Genomic DNA, 14,917 nt, shown 5'->3' on the forward strand with positions numbered 1-14,917 from the left:
ACGCAGATGCCTGACTTCCAGCACCGCGACTGCACCCTCGTCTACGACGACCACCCCGGTCCCACCGAGCGCGCGCCGGTCCTGCTGCTGCACGGTCTCGGTTCGAGCGCCCGCGACTGGGAATACCAGTTGCCGGCCCTGCTGGGCCGCTACCGCCTGCTGGTCCCGGACCTGCGCGGCCACGGCCGCTCCGGCAAGCCGCGCGGCGGCTACAGCATGGCCGGCTTCGCCGAGGACTGCGCGGCGCTGCTCGACCGGCTCGGCTGCGGCCCGGTACACCTGGTCGGCATCAGCATGGGCGGGATGATCGGCTTCCAGTTGGCCTGCGACCGACCCGACCTGCTGCGCAGCCTGACCATCGTCAACAGCACTCCGGAAGTCATCCCGCGCAAGCCTCGCGAACATCTGGAGGTGGCCAAGCGCAAGCTCCTCTCGCGCCTGCTCAGCCTGCGGACCATCGGCCGCGCCCTCGGCCGGCTGTTGTTTCCCAAGGCGGAACAGGCCGGGCTGCGAGAGAAGATCGAGGCGCGCTGGGCGGAGAACGACAAGCGCGCCTACCTGGCCAGCCTCGACGCGATCATCGGCTGGGGCGTGCAGGAACGATTGGCCGAGATCGCCTGTCCGACCCTGGTGATCAGCGCGGATCGCGACTACACGCCGGTATCGCTGAAGCAGGCCTATTGCGAGCGGATCGCCGACGCCCGCCTGGTGGTGGTGGAGGACTCCCGCCACGCCACGCCGATGGACCAACCCGAGATTTTCAACACCACCCTGCTCGGCTTCCTCGCCGATATCGATAAAACCAAGGAACAACCATGCTCAAACGTCTCCTGATCGCCGCCTGCACCCTGCTCTTCGCCGGTTCCCTGCTGGCCGCCACGCCTGCCGCCAAGCCGCACGTCCTGATCGCCACCAGCCTCGGCGAGATCGAGGTAGAACTCGATCCGGCCAAGGCGCCGATCAGCGTGAAGAACTTCCTCGAGTACGTCGACAGCGGCTACTACGACGGCACCCTGTTCCACCGCGTGATCCCGGGCTTCATGGTGCAGACCGGCGGCTTCAGCGCCGGCATGCAGGAGAAGAAGACCCGTGCACCGATCAAGAACGAGGCCGACAACGGCCTGCTCAACGAGCGCGGCACCCTCGCCATGGCCCGTACCGGAGTGGTCGATTCGGCCACCAGCCAGTTCTTCATCAACCTGACCGACAACGACTTCCTCAACCATGGTGCCCGCGACTTCGGCTATGCCGTGTTCGGCAAGGTGGTGCGTGGCATGGGCGTGGTCGACCAGATCGCCAAGGTTCCCACCACCCGCCGCAACGGCTTCGCCGACGTGCCGAGCGACGACGTGGTGATCCTGTCCGCCAAACGCCTCTGAGTCCAGCCGCAGGGGCTTGATCCGGCGGGCCCAGGACGGGCCCGCTCCAGAAGAGAGCCATCATGCTTTATCGTCGTTTCGAACGTCTGATCGACCCGTTCCGCAGTGCTTCCGAACGCATGCCGCCCAGCGAAGTGCTGCGTTTCTATGTCTACTTCCTGCGCCAGGTCTGGCCGGTGTTCCTGGCCCTGCTGGTGGTCGGCCTGATCGTCGCGCTGATCGAGGTGGCGCTGTTCAGCTACCTCGGCCGCATCGTCGATCTCGCCCAGAGCACGCCCAGCGCGGAGTTCTTCCGCGTGCACGCCAACGAACTGATCTGGATGGCGGTGGTGGCGCTGGTCCTGCGCCCGCTGTTCAACGCCCTGCACGACATGCTGGTGCACCAGAGCATCAACCCGAGCATGACCAACCTGATCCGCTGGCAGAACCACCGCTACGTGCTCAAGCAGAGCCTCGGCTTCTTCCAGAACGATTTCGCCGGGCGCATCGCCCAGCGCATCATGCAGACCGGCAACTCGTTGCGCGATTCGGCGGTGCAGGTGGTGGACGCCCTCTGGCACGTGCTGATCTATACCGTCAGCGCCCTGGTGCTGTTCGCCGAGGCCGACTGGCGCCTGATGATCCCTCTGGTGCTGTGGGTGTTCGCCTACGTCGGCGCCCTCGCCTACTTCGTTCCCCAGGTCAAGCGCCGCTCGGTGGAGGCCTCGGATTCGCGCTCGAAGCTGATGGGGCGGATCGTCGACGGCTACACCAACATCACCACGCTGAAGCTGTTCGCCCACACCCGCCAGGAAGAGGACTACGCCCGCGAAGCGATCGGCGACCAGACCCTCAAGTCGCAACGCGCCGGGCGCGTAGTGACCTCCATGGACGTGACCATCACGGTGATGAACGGCGTGCTGATCACTGGCACCACCGGCCTGGCCCTGTGGCTGTGGAGCCAGGAGCTGATCTCGGTGGGCGCCATCGCCCTGGCCACCGGGCTGGTGATCCGCATCAACAACATGTCCGGCTGGATCATGTGGGTGGTCGGCGGCATCTTCGAGAACATCGGCCAGGTCCAGGATGGCATGCAGACCATCGCCCTGCCGCGCAAGGTGGTCGACCGCGAGGACGCCCAGCCGCTGCGGGTAGAGCGCGGCGAGGTGGAGTTCGAGCACATCGCCTTCCACTACGGCAAGGGCAGCGGCGTGATCCAGGGTCTCGACCTGAAGGTCCGGCCCGGCGAGAAGATCGGCCTGGTCGGACCTTCCGGCGCCGGCAAGTCGACCCTGGTCAACCTGCTGCTGCGCCTGTACGACCTGGAGAGCGGACGCATCCTGGTCGATGGCCAGGACATCGCCGGGGTGACCCAGGAAAGCCTGCGCGCGCAGATCGGCATGGTCACCCAGGACACCTCGCTGTTGCACCGCTCGATCCGCGACAACCTGCTCTACGGCCGCCCCGGCGCCAGCGACGCGGAACTCATGGAAGCGGTGCGCAAGGCTCGCGCCGACGAGTTCATCCCGCTGCTCAGCGACGCCGAGGGCCGCCGCGGCTTCGACGCCCATGTCGGCGAACGCGGAGTGAAGCTCTCCGGCGGCCAGCGCCAGCGCATCGCCATCGCCCGGGTGCTGCTCAAGGACGCGCCGATCCTGATCCTCGACGAAGCGACCTCGGCGCTGGACTCGGAAGTCGAATCGGCGATCCAGGAAAGCCTGGAGACCCTGATGCAGGGCAAGACGGTGATCGCCATCGCCCACCGCCTGTCGACCATTGCGCGCATGGACCGCCTGGTGGTGCTGGACAAGGGCCACATCGCCGAAAGCGGCACGCATGCCGAGTTGCTCGCCCATGGCGGCCTCTATGCGCGCCTCTGGCAACACCAGACCGGCGGCTTCGTCGGCGTCGACTGAAGCCTCGGCACCGGGCGGCGGCTCGCGCCGCCCGGCCTGGGTGACCTTGTCAAAGGCTCTGCAACGGGCCTTTTCGCGGCAATCATCACCGCCGTCGATCTCGACTAGCACGCGCTTCGATTTTTTCCGCCAGCGAAACGGTGTTCTTATCGAACCCGTGCCCCGGCTCGATCCCGACGCCTGCCGCATCGTCCCCGTCCACCTGGCGTCGGCCACGGACGACCAAGGATGCCAGTGCTCGGTACCGGGGATTTCGCCCCATCGCTACGGAGAATCACAGAATGAAACTTGCCTCTGTCGTGTCCGCCGTCATCACCAGCCTCGCCCCCATGGCCTTCGCCCAGGACGTGGACAAGGACCCGGGCCGCGGCCTGCCGGTCGAGGAATACCACTACGGCATGCAACTGGACGTGAAGAATGTCCTGCACCGTACCGACAATTCGACCAGGACCGGCGTAGTGCCGGTGACCGTGGTCTACGAGGACCATAGCGGCGAGCTGCACAAGATCCGCTTCCTCGAATGGGGCGGCAGCACCAGCAACGGCTGAGCGGACGCCACGCCCTATCGTTCCGGCCCCCTTCAGGCCTGGCGGTAGGGCAACAGGCCGTGGGCCTCCTCGGCGTAGGCGCGCACACCCGCCCGCTCCTGTTCGAGGAACTGCGCCACGGCATCGCGCAGACCGGGATGCGCCAGGTAGTGCCAGGAGCGCGTCAGCACCGGCTCGAAACCGCGGATCAGCTTGTGTTCGCCCTGGGCGCCGGCGTCGAAGCGCGCCAGGCCGGCGCCGATGGCGAATTCCAGGCCCTGGTAGAAGCAGGTCTCGAAGTGCAGCCGGTCGAACTCGGCCAGGCATCCCCAGTAGCGCCCGTACAGGGTATCTCCAGCGACCAGGCTGAACGCCATCGCCACCGGCTTGCCACGCTGGTGGGCGAAGACCACGCGGATCGCCTCCGGCATGCGCTCGGCCAGCAGGCCGAAGAACTCGCGGCTCAGGTAGGGATCGCGGTCGCGCACCAGGTAGGTGTTGGCGTAGCAGAGATAGACGAAATCCCACTCCAGTTCGGACAACTGGCCGCCTTCCCGCCATTCGAACTCGATGCCCTGTCCGCCGACCTGTTCGCGCTCCTTGCGCAGTTGCTTGCGCTTACGCGAACTGAGGGCCTCGAGGAAGTCCTGGAAGTCCCGATAGCCGCGGTTGTGCCAGTGGTACTGGCAACCCAGGCGTTCGAGCCAACCGTCACGCGCGGCAAGCAAGGTGTCCGCCCGGGCGTCGGTGAAATTCACATGGATGCTCGACAGACCGCTCGCCTCGGCCTCCTCGCCAAGGGACGCGAGCAGCCCCTGCAACCCTTCGTCCTCGCCCAGCAGGCGCGCACCGGCGACCGGGGTGAAGGGCACCCCTACCAGCAGCTTCGGGTAGTAGCGGATACCGGCCCGCTGGCAGGCGTCGGCCCAGCTCCAGTCGAACACGTATTCGCCGTACGAGTGCGCCTTCACATAGGCCGGCAGCGCCGCGCACAGCCGCCCTTGCGGATCGCGCAGCACGCGATGAGCCGGGCGCCAGCCGGTAGCGGGCGTCACGCTGTGGCTGTCTTCCAGCGCGGACAGGAAAGCATGACGCAGGAATGGCTGGGCGGGAGGCAGCAAGGCGTCCCACTCGGCGGCGTCGATATCGGCAAGGGTGGCAAGCGTCTGGATCGGCATGCGCGCCAGTCTGGCGCGAGACGCAAGGCAAGTGAAGCCGGTCGATGGAAAAAAAGCGCCCGGCGGACCCGCGATGAAACCGCCCTTCACCAAGCGAAGGCTTCGATCCATCCTACGTAGAGCGCATAACGCCAACGGCGTTATCCGCCGATACCCCGCCGCAACGGCGGAGCGAAAGCTGGGAACCCTCCGCGTAGGGCGAATAACGCCGGAGGCGTTATCCGCCGATACCCGCCGCGACGGCATTCCCGATCGGGCCCTAGATCATGCCCAGCAGCAACAGGACCAACAGCACCACCAGCAATGCGCCGATGATCCCCGAGGGCCCGTAGCCCCAGTTGCGCGAATGAGGAAAGACCGGCAGACCGCCGATCAGCAGCAGGATCAGGATGATCAGAAGAATCGTACCGAGACTCATGGGCGTCGCTCCTGTTCGGCTCATGGGGCAAAGGGCGGGAGATTCCGCCCTTGTAGTTCTCGACCCCCGCCGAGCAACGAAGATTCAATAAATCCGCGACCTCCAGCCTCAGTGGATGACCTTGGGCGCCGGCCCCTTGAGCAGACGCATGAACATCAGCGCCACCGCCTGGGCGTCGCCGAGGGCGGTGTGGCGACCGCTGACCGGCACATCCAGGGCCCGCGCCAGGGTGTCGAAGCGCAGGTCGATGTGTGCGTCGGGAAAATGCCGGCTGACCTTCCGGTGGTACAGCGACGAAATCTCGATGGAGGGGTTGTGCAACTGTCGGTCGAGGAGCTGGCGCAGGTGCCGGTTCAGCACGGCGACATCGAACGACAGATAGTAGCCCAGCAGCGGTCGGTCGCCGATGAACGCCAGCACCTGGCGCAGGGCCTGCTCCAGCTGCAACTGTCCCTCCAGGTCGGCGCGGCGCAGCTTGTGGATGCGGATCGACTCCGCATCCAGGCTCGGCGGCGGCTCGACGTAGAGTTCCAGGCGCTCACCCATGACCAGTTTGCCGCGCCGCACCAGCACCGCGCCGATGCTGAGGATGTCGGCACGACGCGGGTCGAGGCTGGTGGTCTCGAGATCGAGGGAGATCACTTCCTCCGCCTCGACCGCCTCGTGCATCCACCAATACAGCCGGCGGCGCCAGCCCGGCCAGCGGCTGTCGGGCAACTTGACCATGGTGTTCATCGGGTCTCCAGGTGGAATTGACGGGCCACGCTCTGCTTGAACTTCTTCACCACATGCAGGCCGTAGCGCAGCATGTCGCGATCGTGGCGGCTCATGCCGCTGACGTCCAGGCCCTGCTGGCGACCGTCGCGTTGGCCGGCCAACTGGCGGGTCAGGCGCAGTTGCAGGAACAGCTCGAAAGACTCGCTCAGGTCGTCCGCCAGGCGTGCTTCGAGGACCTTGTGTCGCTTCAGCGCCTCGATCCGTGCCAGGGTCCCGCGGGTCTCCAGGCCTTCGCGCAGGGCCAGGGTGCGGATGCCGTGGACGATGGGGAAGATCCCGCCGCGCTTGAGATCGAGGCGGGCGTCCTGGGTTTTCAGCTGGCCGAGGAAGGTCAGCGGCGTATCGAATTGCAGGGCCGCCGCCGCGATATCCGCCAGCCAGCGCTCGCCGCCGTCGGCGAAACCGCGCAGTTGCCGACGCAACGGCTCGAACAGCTGCAGGTTGCCGGCCACCGGCCAGGCATCGGCCAGGATCGACAGGCGCAACAGCTGCTCCGGCTTGCCCTCCAGCAGCGTCCCGCGCAGCTCCGCCTGCCAGGCCGCCAGCGGCTTGCACCATTCCGGCCGACTGGCCATTACCCCTCCGGGACAGGGCGGATAACCGAACTCCAGCAAGGCCGCGCTGAAGCGCTGCATCATCGCCAGGGCCTGTTCCTGCGGCAGATCGTCGGCCAGGACCAGGGCATTGTCCTGGTCGGTCTTCAGCAACTGCTCGCCGCGTCCTTCGCTGCCCATCACCAGCAAGCAGCAGCGCCCGCGCAGGGTTGGCGGCAGCAACAATTCGAAAAGCCGTTCGAGCAATTGCTCGTTGAGCGCGCTGACCAGCTGCATGATGAAGCGCAGGCGGATACCGTTGCCGGCCAGGGTAGCGATCAGGGTGTCCAGGGTTTCCGCGCAGCGGCGCAGGTCGCCGAGGTCGTCGGCGCGGGCGATGCGCAGCGCCAGGACGTGGGAATGGGTGGAGAACAGGCTGAGCACCTGGGTCAGGTGCAACAGGCCGATCACCTGACCGTCCTCCGTGACCGCGACCCGCTCGATACGCTGGCGCGTCATGAGGATCATCGCGTCGAACAGGAAATCGCCCAGTTCGACGCTGGCCAGCGGACCATGGGCCAACGGCCCGATAGCCTCCAGCTCGCTGCGCCCGTCGCGGAAGTGCGCGCTCATGAGGTCGGTGCGGGTGACGATGCCGAGCTCGGGCCCGTCCCTCTCCAGCCGCACCAGCAGGGCATCGGCGCCGTGGCTCAATTGCAGGCGCGCGGCGTCGCCGAGGGACAGCGAGGCCTCCACCTCCAGCGCCGGCAGCAAGTGCTCGCGGGCGATGCGGGTAAGGATGAACTCGGCAAGGTTCTGCCCGTCGCGCTGGGCCAACTGGCGCTTGGCCGCCAGGTCGGCCTGGAAGAACCGGGCGAAACCCGGGTTCTCCCCGCACAACTGGTGGAAGCAACTGGCCGGCAGTTCGTAGACGATGCTTTCCTCGATCGCCAGGTAGCGATGCTTGCTGCTGCCGGAAAACAGCCCGCGGACGTCGAACAGGTCGTCCGCGGCGTACTGGGCGAACACTCGCCCGTCGTCGCCGCGCTCCTCGACCACGCCCTTGAGCAGGACGAACAGCCCGGGGACCGCCGAACCGGCCTCCAGCAAGGTTTCCCCCGGCGCGTAGTAGCCTACGCTGAGGGCCTGCTTGAGGGTCTCGCGCTGATGGGGACGCAACTGGTCGAAGGGCGGCGAGGCGAAGTTGAAACTGTCAGGCATGGCTCATCTCGCTGTAACCGGGACGCTGAAACGAAAGGCGGCGGACCGGAAATCCGGCCGCCGCCTCGGGCTACGTCTTCACGTAGCGCTTAGTGGGCCACCGCGCCAGAGGCGCCCAGGCCGGTCTGGGAACGGATGAACTGCGGGAAGAAGCGCGCCCGCTCCTCGTCGGCCGCCGCCGACTTGTCGGTGATGGAGAAGAACCAGATACCGACGAAGGCGACGATCATCGAGAACAGCGCCGGGTACTCGTACGGGTAGATGGCTTTCTCGTGGCCGAGGATTTGCACCCAGATGGTCGGGCCGAGGACCATCAGGCCCACCGCGGTGATCAGGCCCATCCAGCCGCCGATCATGGCGCCGCGGGTGGTCAGCTTCTTCCAGTACATGGAGAGCAGCAGCACCGGGAAGTTGCAGCTGGCGGCGATGGAGAAGGCCAGGCCGACCATGAAGGCGATGTTCTGCTTCTCGAAGAGGATGCCGAGCACGATGGCGACCACGCCCAGGGCCACGGTGGTCATCTTCGAGACCCGCAGCTCGTCCTTCTCGTTGGCCTTGCCGCCCTTGAACACGCTGGCGTACAGGTCATGGGAGACGGCCGAGGCCCCGGCCAGGGTCAGCCCGGCGACCACCGCGAGGATGGTGGCGAAGGCCACCGCCGAGATGAAGCCGAGGAACAGGCTGCCGCCCACCGCGTCGGCCAGGTGCACCGCCGCCATGTTGTTGCCGCCGATCAGGGCGCCGGTGGCGTCCTTGAAGTCCGGGTTGGTGCTGACCAGCAGGATCGCGCCGAAACCGATGATGAAGGTCAGGATGTAGAAGTAGCCGATGAAACCGGTGGCGTAGAACACGCTCTTGCGCGCTTCCTTGGCGTCGCTGACGGTGAAGAAGCGCATCAGGATGTGCGGCAGCCCGGCGGTGCCGAACATCAGCGCGAAGCCCAGGGAGAATGCCGAGATCGGATCCTTGACCAGGCCGCCCGGACTCATGATCGCCTCGCCCTTCGGATGCACCTTGATGGCTTCGGAGAACAGCGTGCTGACGTCGAAGTTGACGTGCTTGAGCACCATGATCGCCATGAACGAGGCGCCGGAGAGCAACAGCACGGCCTTGATGATCTGCACCCAGGTGGTCGCCAGCATGCCGCCGAACAGCACGTAGAGCACCATCAGGATGCCCACCAGGACCACCGCGACATGGTAGTTGAGGCCGAACAGCAGCTCGATCAGCTTGCCGGCGCCGACCATCTGCGCGATCAGGTAGAACGCCACCACCACCAGCGAGCCGCAGGCCGACAGGGTGCGGATCTGCTTCTGCTTGAGGCGGTAGGAGGCGACGTCGGCGAAGGTGTACTTGCCCAGGTTGCGCAGGCGCTCGGCGATGAGGAAGAGGATGATCGGCCAGCCGACCAGGAAGCCGATCGAGTAGATCAGGCCGTCGTAGCCGGAAGTGAAGACCAGCGCCGAAATACCCAGGAAGGATGCCGCCGACATGTAGTCGCCGGCGATCGCCAGGCCATTCTGGAAGCCGGTGATGCGGCCGCCTGCGGCATAGTAGTCGGCCGCCGAGCGGTTGCGCTTGGATGCCCAGTAGGTGATGCAGAGGGTCGCGCCGACGAAGGCGACGAACATGACGATGGCCGAGACGTTCAGCGGCTGGCGCTGCACGTCGCCGGTCAGCGCGTCGGCCCAGAGGGCCGGAGCGAAGGCCGCAAGGCCGAGCGCGGCAAGGAGACGAGCGATCATTGCTGCGCCTCCTTGAGGATTTCCTGGTTCAGGCTGTCGAACTCGCCGTTGGCGCGACGCACGTACAGGCCGGTCAGGATGAACGCGGCAAGGATCAGTCCGACACCCATCGGGATGCCCCAGGTCACGGACGAATCGGGACTGATACGCGCGCCCAGCAGCTGCGGCTGGAAAGCGATCAGCAGGATGAATATCACGTAGAGGCCAAGCATGATCGAAGAAAGTATCCAGGCGAAACGCTCTCGCTTGGCCACCAACTCCTTGAAGCGCGGATTGGTATCAATCCGCTGGTAGATGCTGTCGTTCATTGTTTTTATCCTCACAGCGGGGTGACGCGGAATGTCGTCGATATCCACTGTAGGACGCTGGTGCAAGCGCTCCAGACGACTTTAGTCGTAGCGTTTCGCCAGCCGCTCTAGACCGGTATTCCCGGGCCTTCCGGCAGATTCCGGAGCCAGCCTTCGGCAAGGAAAAACGCCGTGCCCGGTTGCCCGGGCACGGCGTTCCCCGATCGAACCAGCCGTGCTACTGCACCCAGTCCTTGACCCGTCCCGGGTTGGCCGCCACCCACTGCTTCGCCGCATCCTCGGGTTTGGCGCCCTCCTGGATCGCCAGCATCACCTGGCCGACCTCGTTGCCATCCTTCCAGCCGAACTTCTTCAGGAACTCCCAGACCGGCTTGGCCTTGGCCTCCAGCGCCGGGTTGGCGACGGTGTCGACATGCTCGGTATCGCCATAGACCTTCTTCGGATCGTCGAGGAACTTCAGCTTCCACTTGGCGAACATCCAGTGCGGAATCCAGCCGGTCACCACCACCGGCTTCTTCTCGTTCTCGGCACGGGTCAGCTCGGCGATCATGCCGCTGCCGGAACTGGCCACCAGCTTGTAGTCGAGGCCATATTGCTTGATCGCCTCGTCGGTCTTGATCATCACCCCGGCGCCGGCATCGATACCCACCACGCGGCCGCCGAAAGCGTCCTTCTGCGCCTGGAGGTCGGCGATGCTGTTGGCGCTCACGTATTCGGGGACGATCAGGCCGATGCGTGCGTCCGGATAGTTGATGGCAAGGTTGACCACCTTATCCTTCATCTTCTCGTAGTAGGCGCCGTGGGTGCCCGGCAGCCAGGCCGAGAGCATGGCATCGAGCTTGCCGCGCGCCACGCCCTGCCACATGATCCCCGCCGCCACCGGCATCAGCTTCACCTCGTAGCCGAGCTTCTCGCGGATCACCTCGGCGGCCACATGGGTGGTCGCCACGCTGTCCGACCAGCCGTCCACGTAACCGATGGTGATCACCGGCTTGTCCGCCGCGGCCGCCATCCCCACAGCCGCCGACATTGCCAGGCCCGCACTCCAGCACAACAGTCGTCGCATCATTCGCATCAGACGTACCCCTTGTTCTATGCCGACGGGGACGCTCCCCGGCGGTCGCGGCACTCTGCGGTGCCGCCGTCCATCATCGGCGCGCCCGGACGGCGGACTGCTCTGAGAACGACACCCATCGCACCCGATAACGACATGCCTCGAACTGCGCTGCGGCACGCTGCGGATGTGCTCCGAGACAGTGCGATCGAAGCGCTCTATGCACTCGATTGGACAGGCCGATTTCCGCTTGGCCGAGCGCCTGGATAGGCTTTTGCCAAAGAGGAATGATTCTCGATCAAAGGAGAGCAGCCATGCTCAAGACCCTGACCTTCACCGTCATGCACTTCATCATCGCCTTCAGCGTGGCCTATGCGCTGACCGGCAGCATAGCGGTCGGCGGGCTGGTGGCGGCGGTCGAGCCGCTGTGCAACTCGGTCGGTTTCTACTTCCACGAGAAGATCTGGAAACGCTTCGAGAAAGACGGCGCGCCCGGCTAGCGCCCATGGCTGGCTGCACCGCCACGCCTGAAGGGATATTCGCGAGGCACGGCAAGAGGCGGGAAAGACCGATTGGAACGCTGGCTGCAATAACCCACTGCACTACTGAGGCTTGCAGTTGTAATAGCGGCAGTATATTCACTCAGTACTTTTCCCTCGAAGGGATTCCCCCGATGCCCCACTTCCTCCGTTTCGCTGCCCTGCTCGGCGGCCTCGCCCTCGGTTGTGCCAATCTGGCGCAGGCCCGGGACGTGGACGCCGCGAGCTACGGCTATCCACTGACCAACCCGTTCGAGGCGACCATCGCCACCACGCCGCCGGAACTGCGTCCCGAGCTTCCGCACAGCGAGGACATCGACCAGAAGGACTACAGCCTGAAATTGCGCCCGGAGCGCGAGTTCGCCCTGCCGGACAACTTCTGGCCGGTGAAGAAGCTGCGCTACCGCCTGGCCCGCCAGGATCATGCGGCGCCGCTGATCTTCATCATTGCCGGGACTGGCGCCCACTACGCCAGCAGCTTCCCGGAATACCTGAAGAAGCTCTTCTACCAGGCCGGCTACCACGTGGTGCAGTTGTCCTCGCCGACCAGTTGGGACTTCATGGCCAGCGCCTCGCGCTTCGCCACACCGGGCTTTTCCAGCGACGACGCCGATGACCTGTACCGGGTGATGCAGGCGGTGCGCGCGCAGCAGCGCGACCTGCCGGTGACCGACTATTACCTCACCGGCTATAGCCTGGGGGCGCTGAACGCCGCGTTCGTCAGCCACCTCGACGAAAGCCGCCGGAGCTTCAACTTCAAGAAAGTGCTGCTGCTCAACCCACCGGTGAACCTCTACACCTCGGTGAGCAACCTCGACAAACTGGTGGAAACCCAGGTCAAGGGCATCACTGACTCGCGCACCTTCTACGAGGTGGTGCTGAGCAAGCTGACCCGCTACTTCCGGCAGAAAGGCTACGTCGACATCAACGACGCCATGCTCTACGACTTCCAGCAGTCAAAGCAACGCCTGAGCAACGAAGAAATGGCCATGCTGATCGGCACCTCGTTCCGCTTCTCCGCCGCCGACATCGCCTTCACCTCGGACCTGGTCAACCGTCGCGGCCTGATCACCCCGCCGAACTACCCGATCAACGAAGGCACCAGCCTGGAGCCCTTCTTCAAGCGCGCGCTACAGTGCGACTTCGAGTGCTACATGACCGAGCAACTGATCCCGATGTGGCGAGCCCGTTACGACGGCGGCAGCCTGACCCAACTGGTCAACCAGGTCAGCCTCTACAAGCTGCAGGACTATCTGCACGACAGCCCGAAGATCGCCGTGATGCACAACGCCGACGACGTCATCCTCGGCCCGGGCGACCTCGGCTTCCTCCGCCGGACCTTCGGCGAACGCCTGACCGTCTATCCCTATGGCGGTCACTGCGGCAACCTCAACTACAAGGTCAACGCGCAGGACATGCTGGACTTCTTCGCCACGCCCGCTGCCGGACAGACCAAGGTCGCCAGCGCGGCCCTCACCCAGCAGGCAGGAAACTGATCGATGAGCCGAACCGCACACTGGATGTTCGCCCTTCTGCTGAGCGCTGCCGCCAGCGCCCAGGCCGACGAGGCCGCCGCGCCGGCCGAACTGCCGCCACGCCAGCTCGACGGCGACGGTTTCAGCCGTCCACTGGACCAACTCAAGTTCAATCCCGGCCTGGATCAACGCGAATTCGAGCGCGCCACCCTCGACGCACTGAACATGTACGATCCCTGGGAATCCTGGAACCGCCGGGTCTACCACTTCAACTATCGCTTCGACGAGTGGGTGTTCCTGCCCGTGGTACGAGGCTACGAATACGTCACCCCGCACTTCGTCCGCAGCGGCGTGAGCAATTTCTTCGACAACCTCGGCGACGTGCCCAATCTGCTGAACAACCTCGCCCAATTGAAGGGCAAGGCGGCGATGGAAACCACCGCGCGGCTGCTGTTCAACACCACCTTCGGTGTGCTCGGCCTGTGGGACCCTGCGACCAGGATGGGCCTGCACAAGCGCAGCGAGGATTTCGGCCAGACCCTCGGCTTATACGGCGTGGGCAGCGGCCCCTACCTGGTGCTGCCGATCCTCGGCCCGTCCAACCTGCGCGACACCGGCGGACTGGTGGTGGACTACGTCGGCGAATACCAGGTGAACTACCTCAACGTTCCCCAGGCCAGCGGCGACCACCCGGAGATCACCGCCCTGCGCGTGGTGGACAAGCGCTACAACACCAGCTTCCGCTACGGCCAGATGAACTCGCCGTTCGAGTACGAGAAACTGCGCTACATCTATACCGAGGCGCGCAAGCTGCAGATCGCCGAGTAAGACGAAGAACCGCCGCCCTGGTGCGGCGGTTTCTTTTTCTCAAAACAATCCAATAACTCGATAGGAATCACACAAAACTCGCATCCATATATCGAGCACAGAGGACTATCATCGAGTCATACACGAACCAGGAGGTTCCCATGACCCGCTACCGTGATGTCCTCGAACTGCATACCGGCCACCCCGCCTCCGATGGCGCCGGCGTCCGCCTGACCCGCGTGATCGGCGGCCCTTCCCCGGAACGCTTCGACCCGTTCCTGATGCTCGACCAGTTCGATACCCAGAACCCGGACGACTATGTCGCCGGTTTCCCTTCGCACCCGCACCGCGGCTTCGAGACCGTGACCTACATGCTCGAAGGGCGTATGCGCCACGAAGACCACCTCGGCAATCGCGGCCTGCTCAAGCCCGGCGGCGTACAGTGGATGACCGCCGCCCACGGCATCATCCACAGCGAGATGCCGGAACAGGTGGAAGGCGCGATGCGTGGCTTCCAGCTGTGGGTCAACCTGCCGGCGAAGAACAAGCTGGCCCCGGCCGGCTATCGCGATATCGAGCCGGAAGACGTGCCGCGCCTGGAAACCGCCGGAGGCGTGAAGGTCACGGTGATCGCCGGTCGCTTCGACGACGGCCAGGCGCAGCAGATCGGCGCCGTGGAAAGGCCGGACACCGAGCCGCACTACTACGACCTGCAACTGCCTGCCGGCGGCCGCATCGCCCCGCGCCTGCCGGACGGCCATCGCGTGCTGCTGTACGTCTACGAAGGCAGCCTGACGGTGGAAGGCGAACGCCCGGTGGAAATCGCCACCAATCGCCTGGCTCGGCTGTCCGAAGAAGGGGAACTGAGCCTGCGCAGCGAAGCCGGCGCCCGGGTACTGGTGCTCGCCGGCAAGCCGTTGCGCGAGCCGATCGTCCAGTACGGTCCGTTCGTGATGAACAGCCGCGAGGAAATCGAGCAGGCGCTACGCGACTATCGCGACGGTGTCCTGGCCGTCTGAGCCGTGCGCGAGCCGCCCTTCGGGGCGGTTTTTTCCTTCCGC

The 14,917-nt window shown here is 65.4% G+C and carries 14 protein-coding genes and 1 pseudogene; 8 read left to right on the top strand and 7 right to left on the bottom strand.

The genetic code is table 11. The features are described from left to right. Positions 1 to 6 precede the first annotated feature (6 nt). From ACTJJX_RS14240 to ACTJJX_RS14255, 4 genes are all read left to right on the top strand, one after another. Positions 7 to 834 (top strand): alpha/beta fold hydrolase, encoded by an 828-nt coding sequence (locus ACTJJX_RS14240; protein ID WP_003114813.1) that lies wholly within the window; start codon positions 7 to 9, stop codon positions 832 to 834. Then, complete coding sequence (gene ppiA, locus ACTJJX_RS14245) at positions 816 to 1,379, top strand: peptidylprolyl isomerase PpiA (protein ID WP_003114812.1); 564 nt, start codon at positions 816 to 818, stop codon at positions 1,377 to 1,379. Before ACTJJX_RS14240 ends, ppiA begins: the two co-directional genes overlap by 19 nt. Before the next feature lie 62 nt (positions 1,380 to 1,441). Beyond that, positions 1,442 to 3,274, top strand: coding sequence for an ABC transporter ATP-binding protein (locus tag ACTJJX_RS14250; RefSeq protein ID WP_003109184.1), 1,833 nt, complete (start codon positions 1,442 to 1,444; stop codon positions 3,272 to 3,274). Between the two features lie 281 nt (positions 3,275 to 3,555). Continuing rightward, positions 3,556 to 3,822: a DUF2790 domain-containing protein gene (locus ACTJJX_RS14255; protein WP_003091540.1), complete on the top strand. Its 267-nt coding sequence runs from the start codon at positions 3,556 to 3,558 to the stop codon at positions 3,820 to 3,822. A gap of 32 nt (positions 3,823 to 3,854) precedes the next feature. Here ACTJJX_RS14255 and ACTJJX_RS14260 read toward each other — a convergent pair whose 3' ends face one another. The 7 genes from ACTJJX_RS14260 to ACTJJX_RS14290 form a co-directional block, all read right to left on the bottom strand. Further along, a complete protein-coding gene (locus tag ACTJJX_RS14260; RefSeq protein ID WP_003114811.1) occupies positions 3,855 to 4,979 on the bottom strand; it encodes a GNAT family N-acetyltransferase in 1,125 nt (374 codons plus the stop codon). A gap of 259 nt (positions 4,980 to 5,238) precedes the next feature. Next, complete coding sequence (locus tag ACTJJX_RS14265; RefSeq protein ID WP_003109182.1) at positions 5,239 to 5,397, bottom strand: DUF3309 family protein; 159 nt, start codon at positions 5,395 to 5,397, stop codon at positions 5,239 to 5,241. Positions 5,398 to 5,505: 108 nt separating this feature from the next. Further along, the gene (locus tag ACTJJX_RS14270) at positions 5,506 to 6,132 is read right to left on the bottom strand and encodes a 3'-5' exonuclease (protein WP_003114810.1); all 627 of its coding nucleotides are present in this window, start codon (positions 6,130 to 6,132) and stop codon (positions 5,506 to 5,508) included. Then, on the bottom strand, positions 6,129 to 7,928 hold the full coding sequence (locus tag ACTJJX_RS14275; protein WP_003116398.1) for a CBS domain-containing protein: 1,800 nt from the start codon (positions 7,926 to 7,928) through the stop codon (positions 6,129 to 6,131). Before ACTJJX_RS14275 ends, ACTJJX_RS14270 begins: the two co-directional genes overlap by 4 nt. 89 nt (positions 7,929 to 8,017) lie before the next feature. Then, a complete protein-coding gene (locus ACTJJX_RS14280) occupies positions 8,018 to 9,673 on the bottom strand; it encodes a cation acetate symporter (protein ID WP_003091546.1) in 1,656 nt (551 codons plus the stop codon). Beyond that, a complete protein-coding gene (locus ACTJJX_RS14285) occupies positions 9,670 to 9,981 on the bottom strand; it encodes a DUF485 domain-containing protein (protein WP_003091547.1) in 312 nt (103 codons plus the stop codon). The genes ACTJJX_RS14280 and ACTJJX_RS14285 overlap by 4 nt, the downstream gene beginning before the upstream one ends. A 217-nt stretch (positions 9,982 to 10,198) precedes the next feature. Further along, the gene (locus ACTJJX_RS14290; RefSeq protein WP_003114808.1) at positions 10,199 to 11,056 is read right to left on the bottom strand and encodes a glycine betaine ABC transporter substrate-binding protein; all 858 of its coding nucleotides are present in this window, start codon (positions 11,054 to 11,056) and stop codon (positions 10,199 to 10,201) included. Between the two features lie 293 nt (positions 11,057 to 11,349). Here ACTJJX_RS14290 and ACTJJX_RS14295 point away from each other — a divergent pair. The 4 genes and pseudogenes from ACTJJX_RS14295 (at position 11,350) to ACTJJX_RS14310 (ending at position 14,875) form a co-directional block, all read left to right on the top strand. After that, positions 11,350 to 11,566 (top strand): annotated as a pseudogene (locus ACTJJX_RS14295) (DUF2061 domain-containing protein). A 142-nt stretch (positions 11,567 to 11,708) separates the two neighbouring features. Beyond that, entirely contained in the window at positions 11,709 to 13,070 is a 1,362-nt protein-coding gene (locus ACTJJX_RS14300; protein ID WP_016852631.1) for an alpha/beta fold hydrolase, read from the top strand. A 3-nt stretch (positions 13,071 to 13,073) separates the two neighbouring features. Further along, entirely contained in the window at positions 13,074 to 13,877 is an 804-nt protein-coding gene (locus ACTJJX_RS14305; RefSeq protein ID WP_016852630.1) for an MlaA family lipoprotein, read from the top strand. 140 nt (positions 13,878 to 14,017) lie between these two features. Beyond that, positions 14,018 to 14,875 carry a pirin family protein gene (locus tag ACTJJX_RS14310; RefSeq protein WP_003116397.1) on the top strand — a complete coding sequence of 286 codons (858 nt, stop codon included), beginning with the start codon at positions 14,018 to 14,020 and terminating at the stop codon, positions 14,873 to 14,875. Positions 14,876 to 14,917: the final 42 nt, after the last annotated feature.

Source organism: Pseudomonas sp. 22490, assembly GCF_052044465.1.
Classification (GTDB): domain Bacteria; phylum Pseudomonadota; class Gammaproteobacteria; order Pseudomonadales; family Pseudomonadaceae; genus Pseudomonas; species Pseudomonas aeruginosa.

Excerpts from the sequence above, each read along its gene's own strand:
- ACTJJX_RS14240 (WP_003114813.1), top strand. The coding sequence starts at position 7 with ATGCCTGACTTCCAGCACCGCGACTGCACCCTCGTCTACGACGACCAC.
- ppiA (WP_003114812.1), top strand. The coding sequence starts at position 816 with ATGCTCAAACGTCTCCTGATCGCCGCCTGCACCCTGCTCTTCGCCGGT.
- ACTJJX_RS14250 (WP_003109184.1), top strand. The coding sequence starts at position 1,442 with ATGCTTTATCGTCGTTTCGAACGTCTGATCGACCCGTTCCGCAGTGCT.
- ACTJJX_RS14255 (WP_003091540.1), top strand. The coding sequence starts at position 3,556 with ATGAAACTTGCCTCTGTCGTGTCCGCCGTCATCACCAGCCTCGCCCCC.
- ACTJJX_RS14260 (WP_003114811.1), bottom strand. The coding sequence starts at position 4,979 with ATGCCGATCCAGACGCTTGCCACCCTTGCCGATATCGACGCCGCCGAG.
- ACTJJX_RS14265 (WP_003109182.1), bottom strand. The coding sequence starts at position 5,397 with ATGAGTCTCGGTACGATTCTTCTGATCATCCTGATCCTGCTGCTGATC.
- ACTJJX_RS14270 (WP_003114810.1), bottom strand. The coding sequence starts at position 6,132 with ATGAACACCATGGTCAAGTTGCCCGACAGCCGCTGGCCGGGCTGGCGC.
- ACTJJX_RS14275 (WP_003116398.1), bottom strand. The coding sequence starts at position 7,928 with ATGCCTGACAGTTTCAACTTCGCCTCGCCGCCCTTCGACCAGTTGCGT.
- ACTJJX_RS14280 (WP_003091546.1), bottom strand. The coding sequence starts at position 9,673 with ATGATCGCTCGTCTCCTTGCCGCGCTCGGCCTTGCGGCCTTCGCTCCG.
- ACTJJX_RS14285 (WP_003091547.1), bottom strand. The coding sequence starts at position 9,981 with ATGAACGACAGCATCTACCAGCGGATTGATACCAATCCGCGCTTCAAG.
- ACTJJX_RS14290 (WP_003114808.1), bottom strand. The coding sequence starts at position 11,056 with ATGCGAATGATGCGACGACTGTTGTGCTGGAGTGCGGGCCTGGCAATG.
- ACTJJX_RS14300 (WP_016852631.1), top strand. The coding sequence starts at position 11,709 with ATGCCCCACTTCCTCCGTTTCGCTGCCCTGCTCGGCGGCCTCGCCCTC.
- ACTJJX_RS14305 (WP_016852630.1), top strand. The coding sequence starts at position 13,074 with ATGAGCCGAACCGCACACTGGATGTTCGCCCTTCTGCTGAGCGCTGCC.
- ACTJJX_RS14310 (WP_003116397.1), top strand. The coding sequence starts at position 14,018 with ATGACCCGCTACCGTGATGTCCTCGAACTGCATACCGGCCACCCCGCC.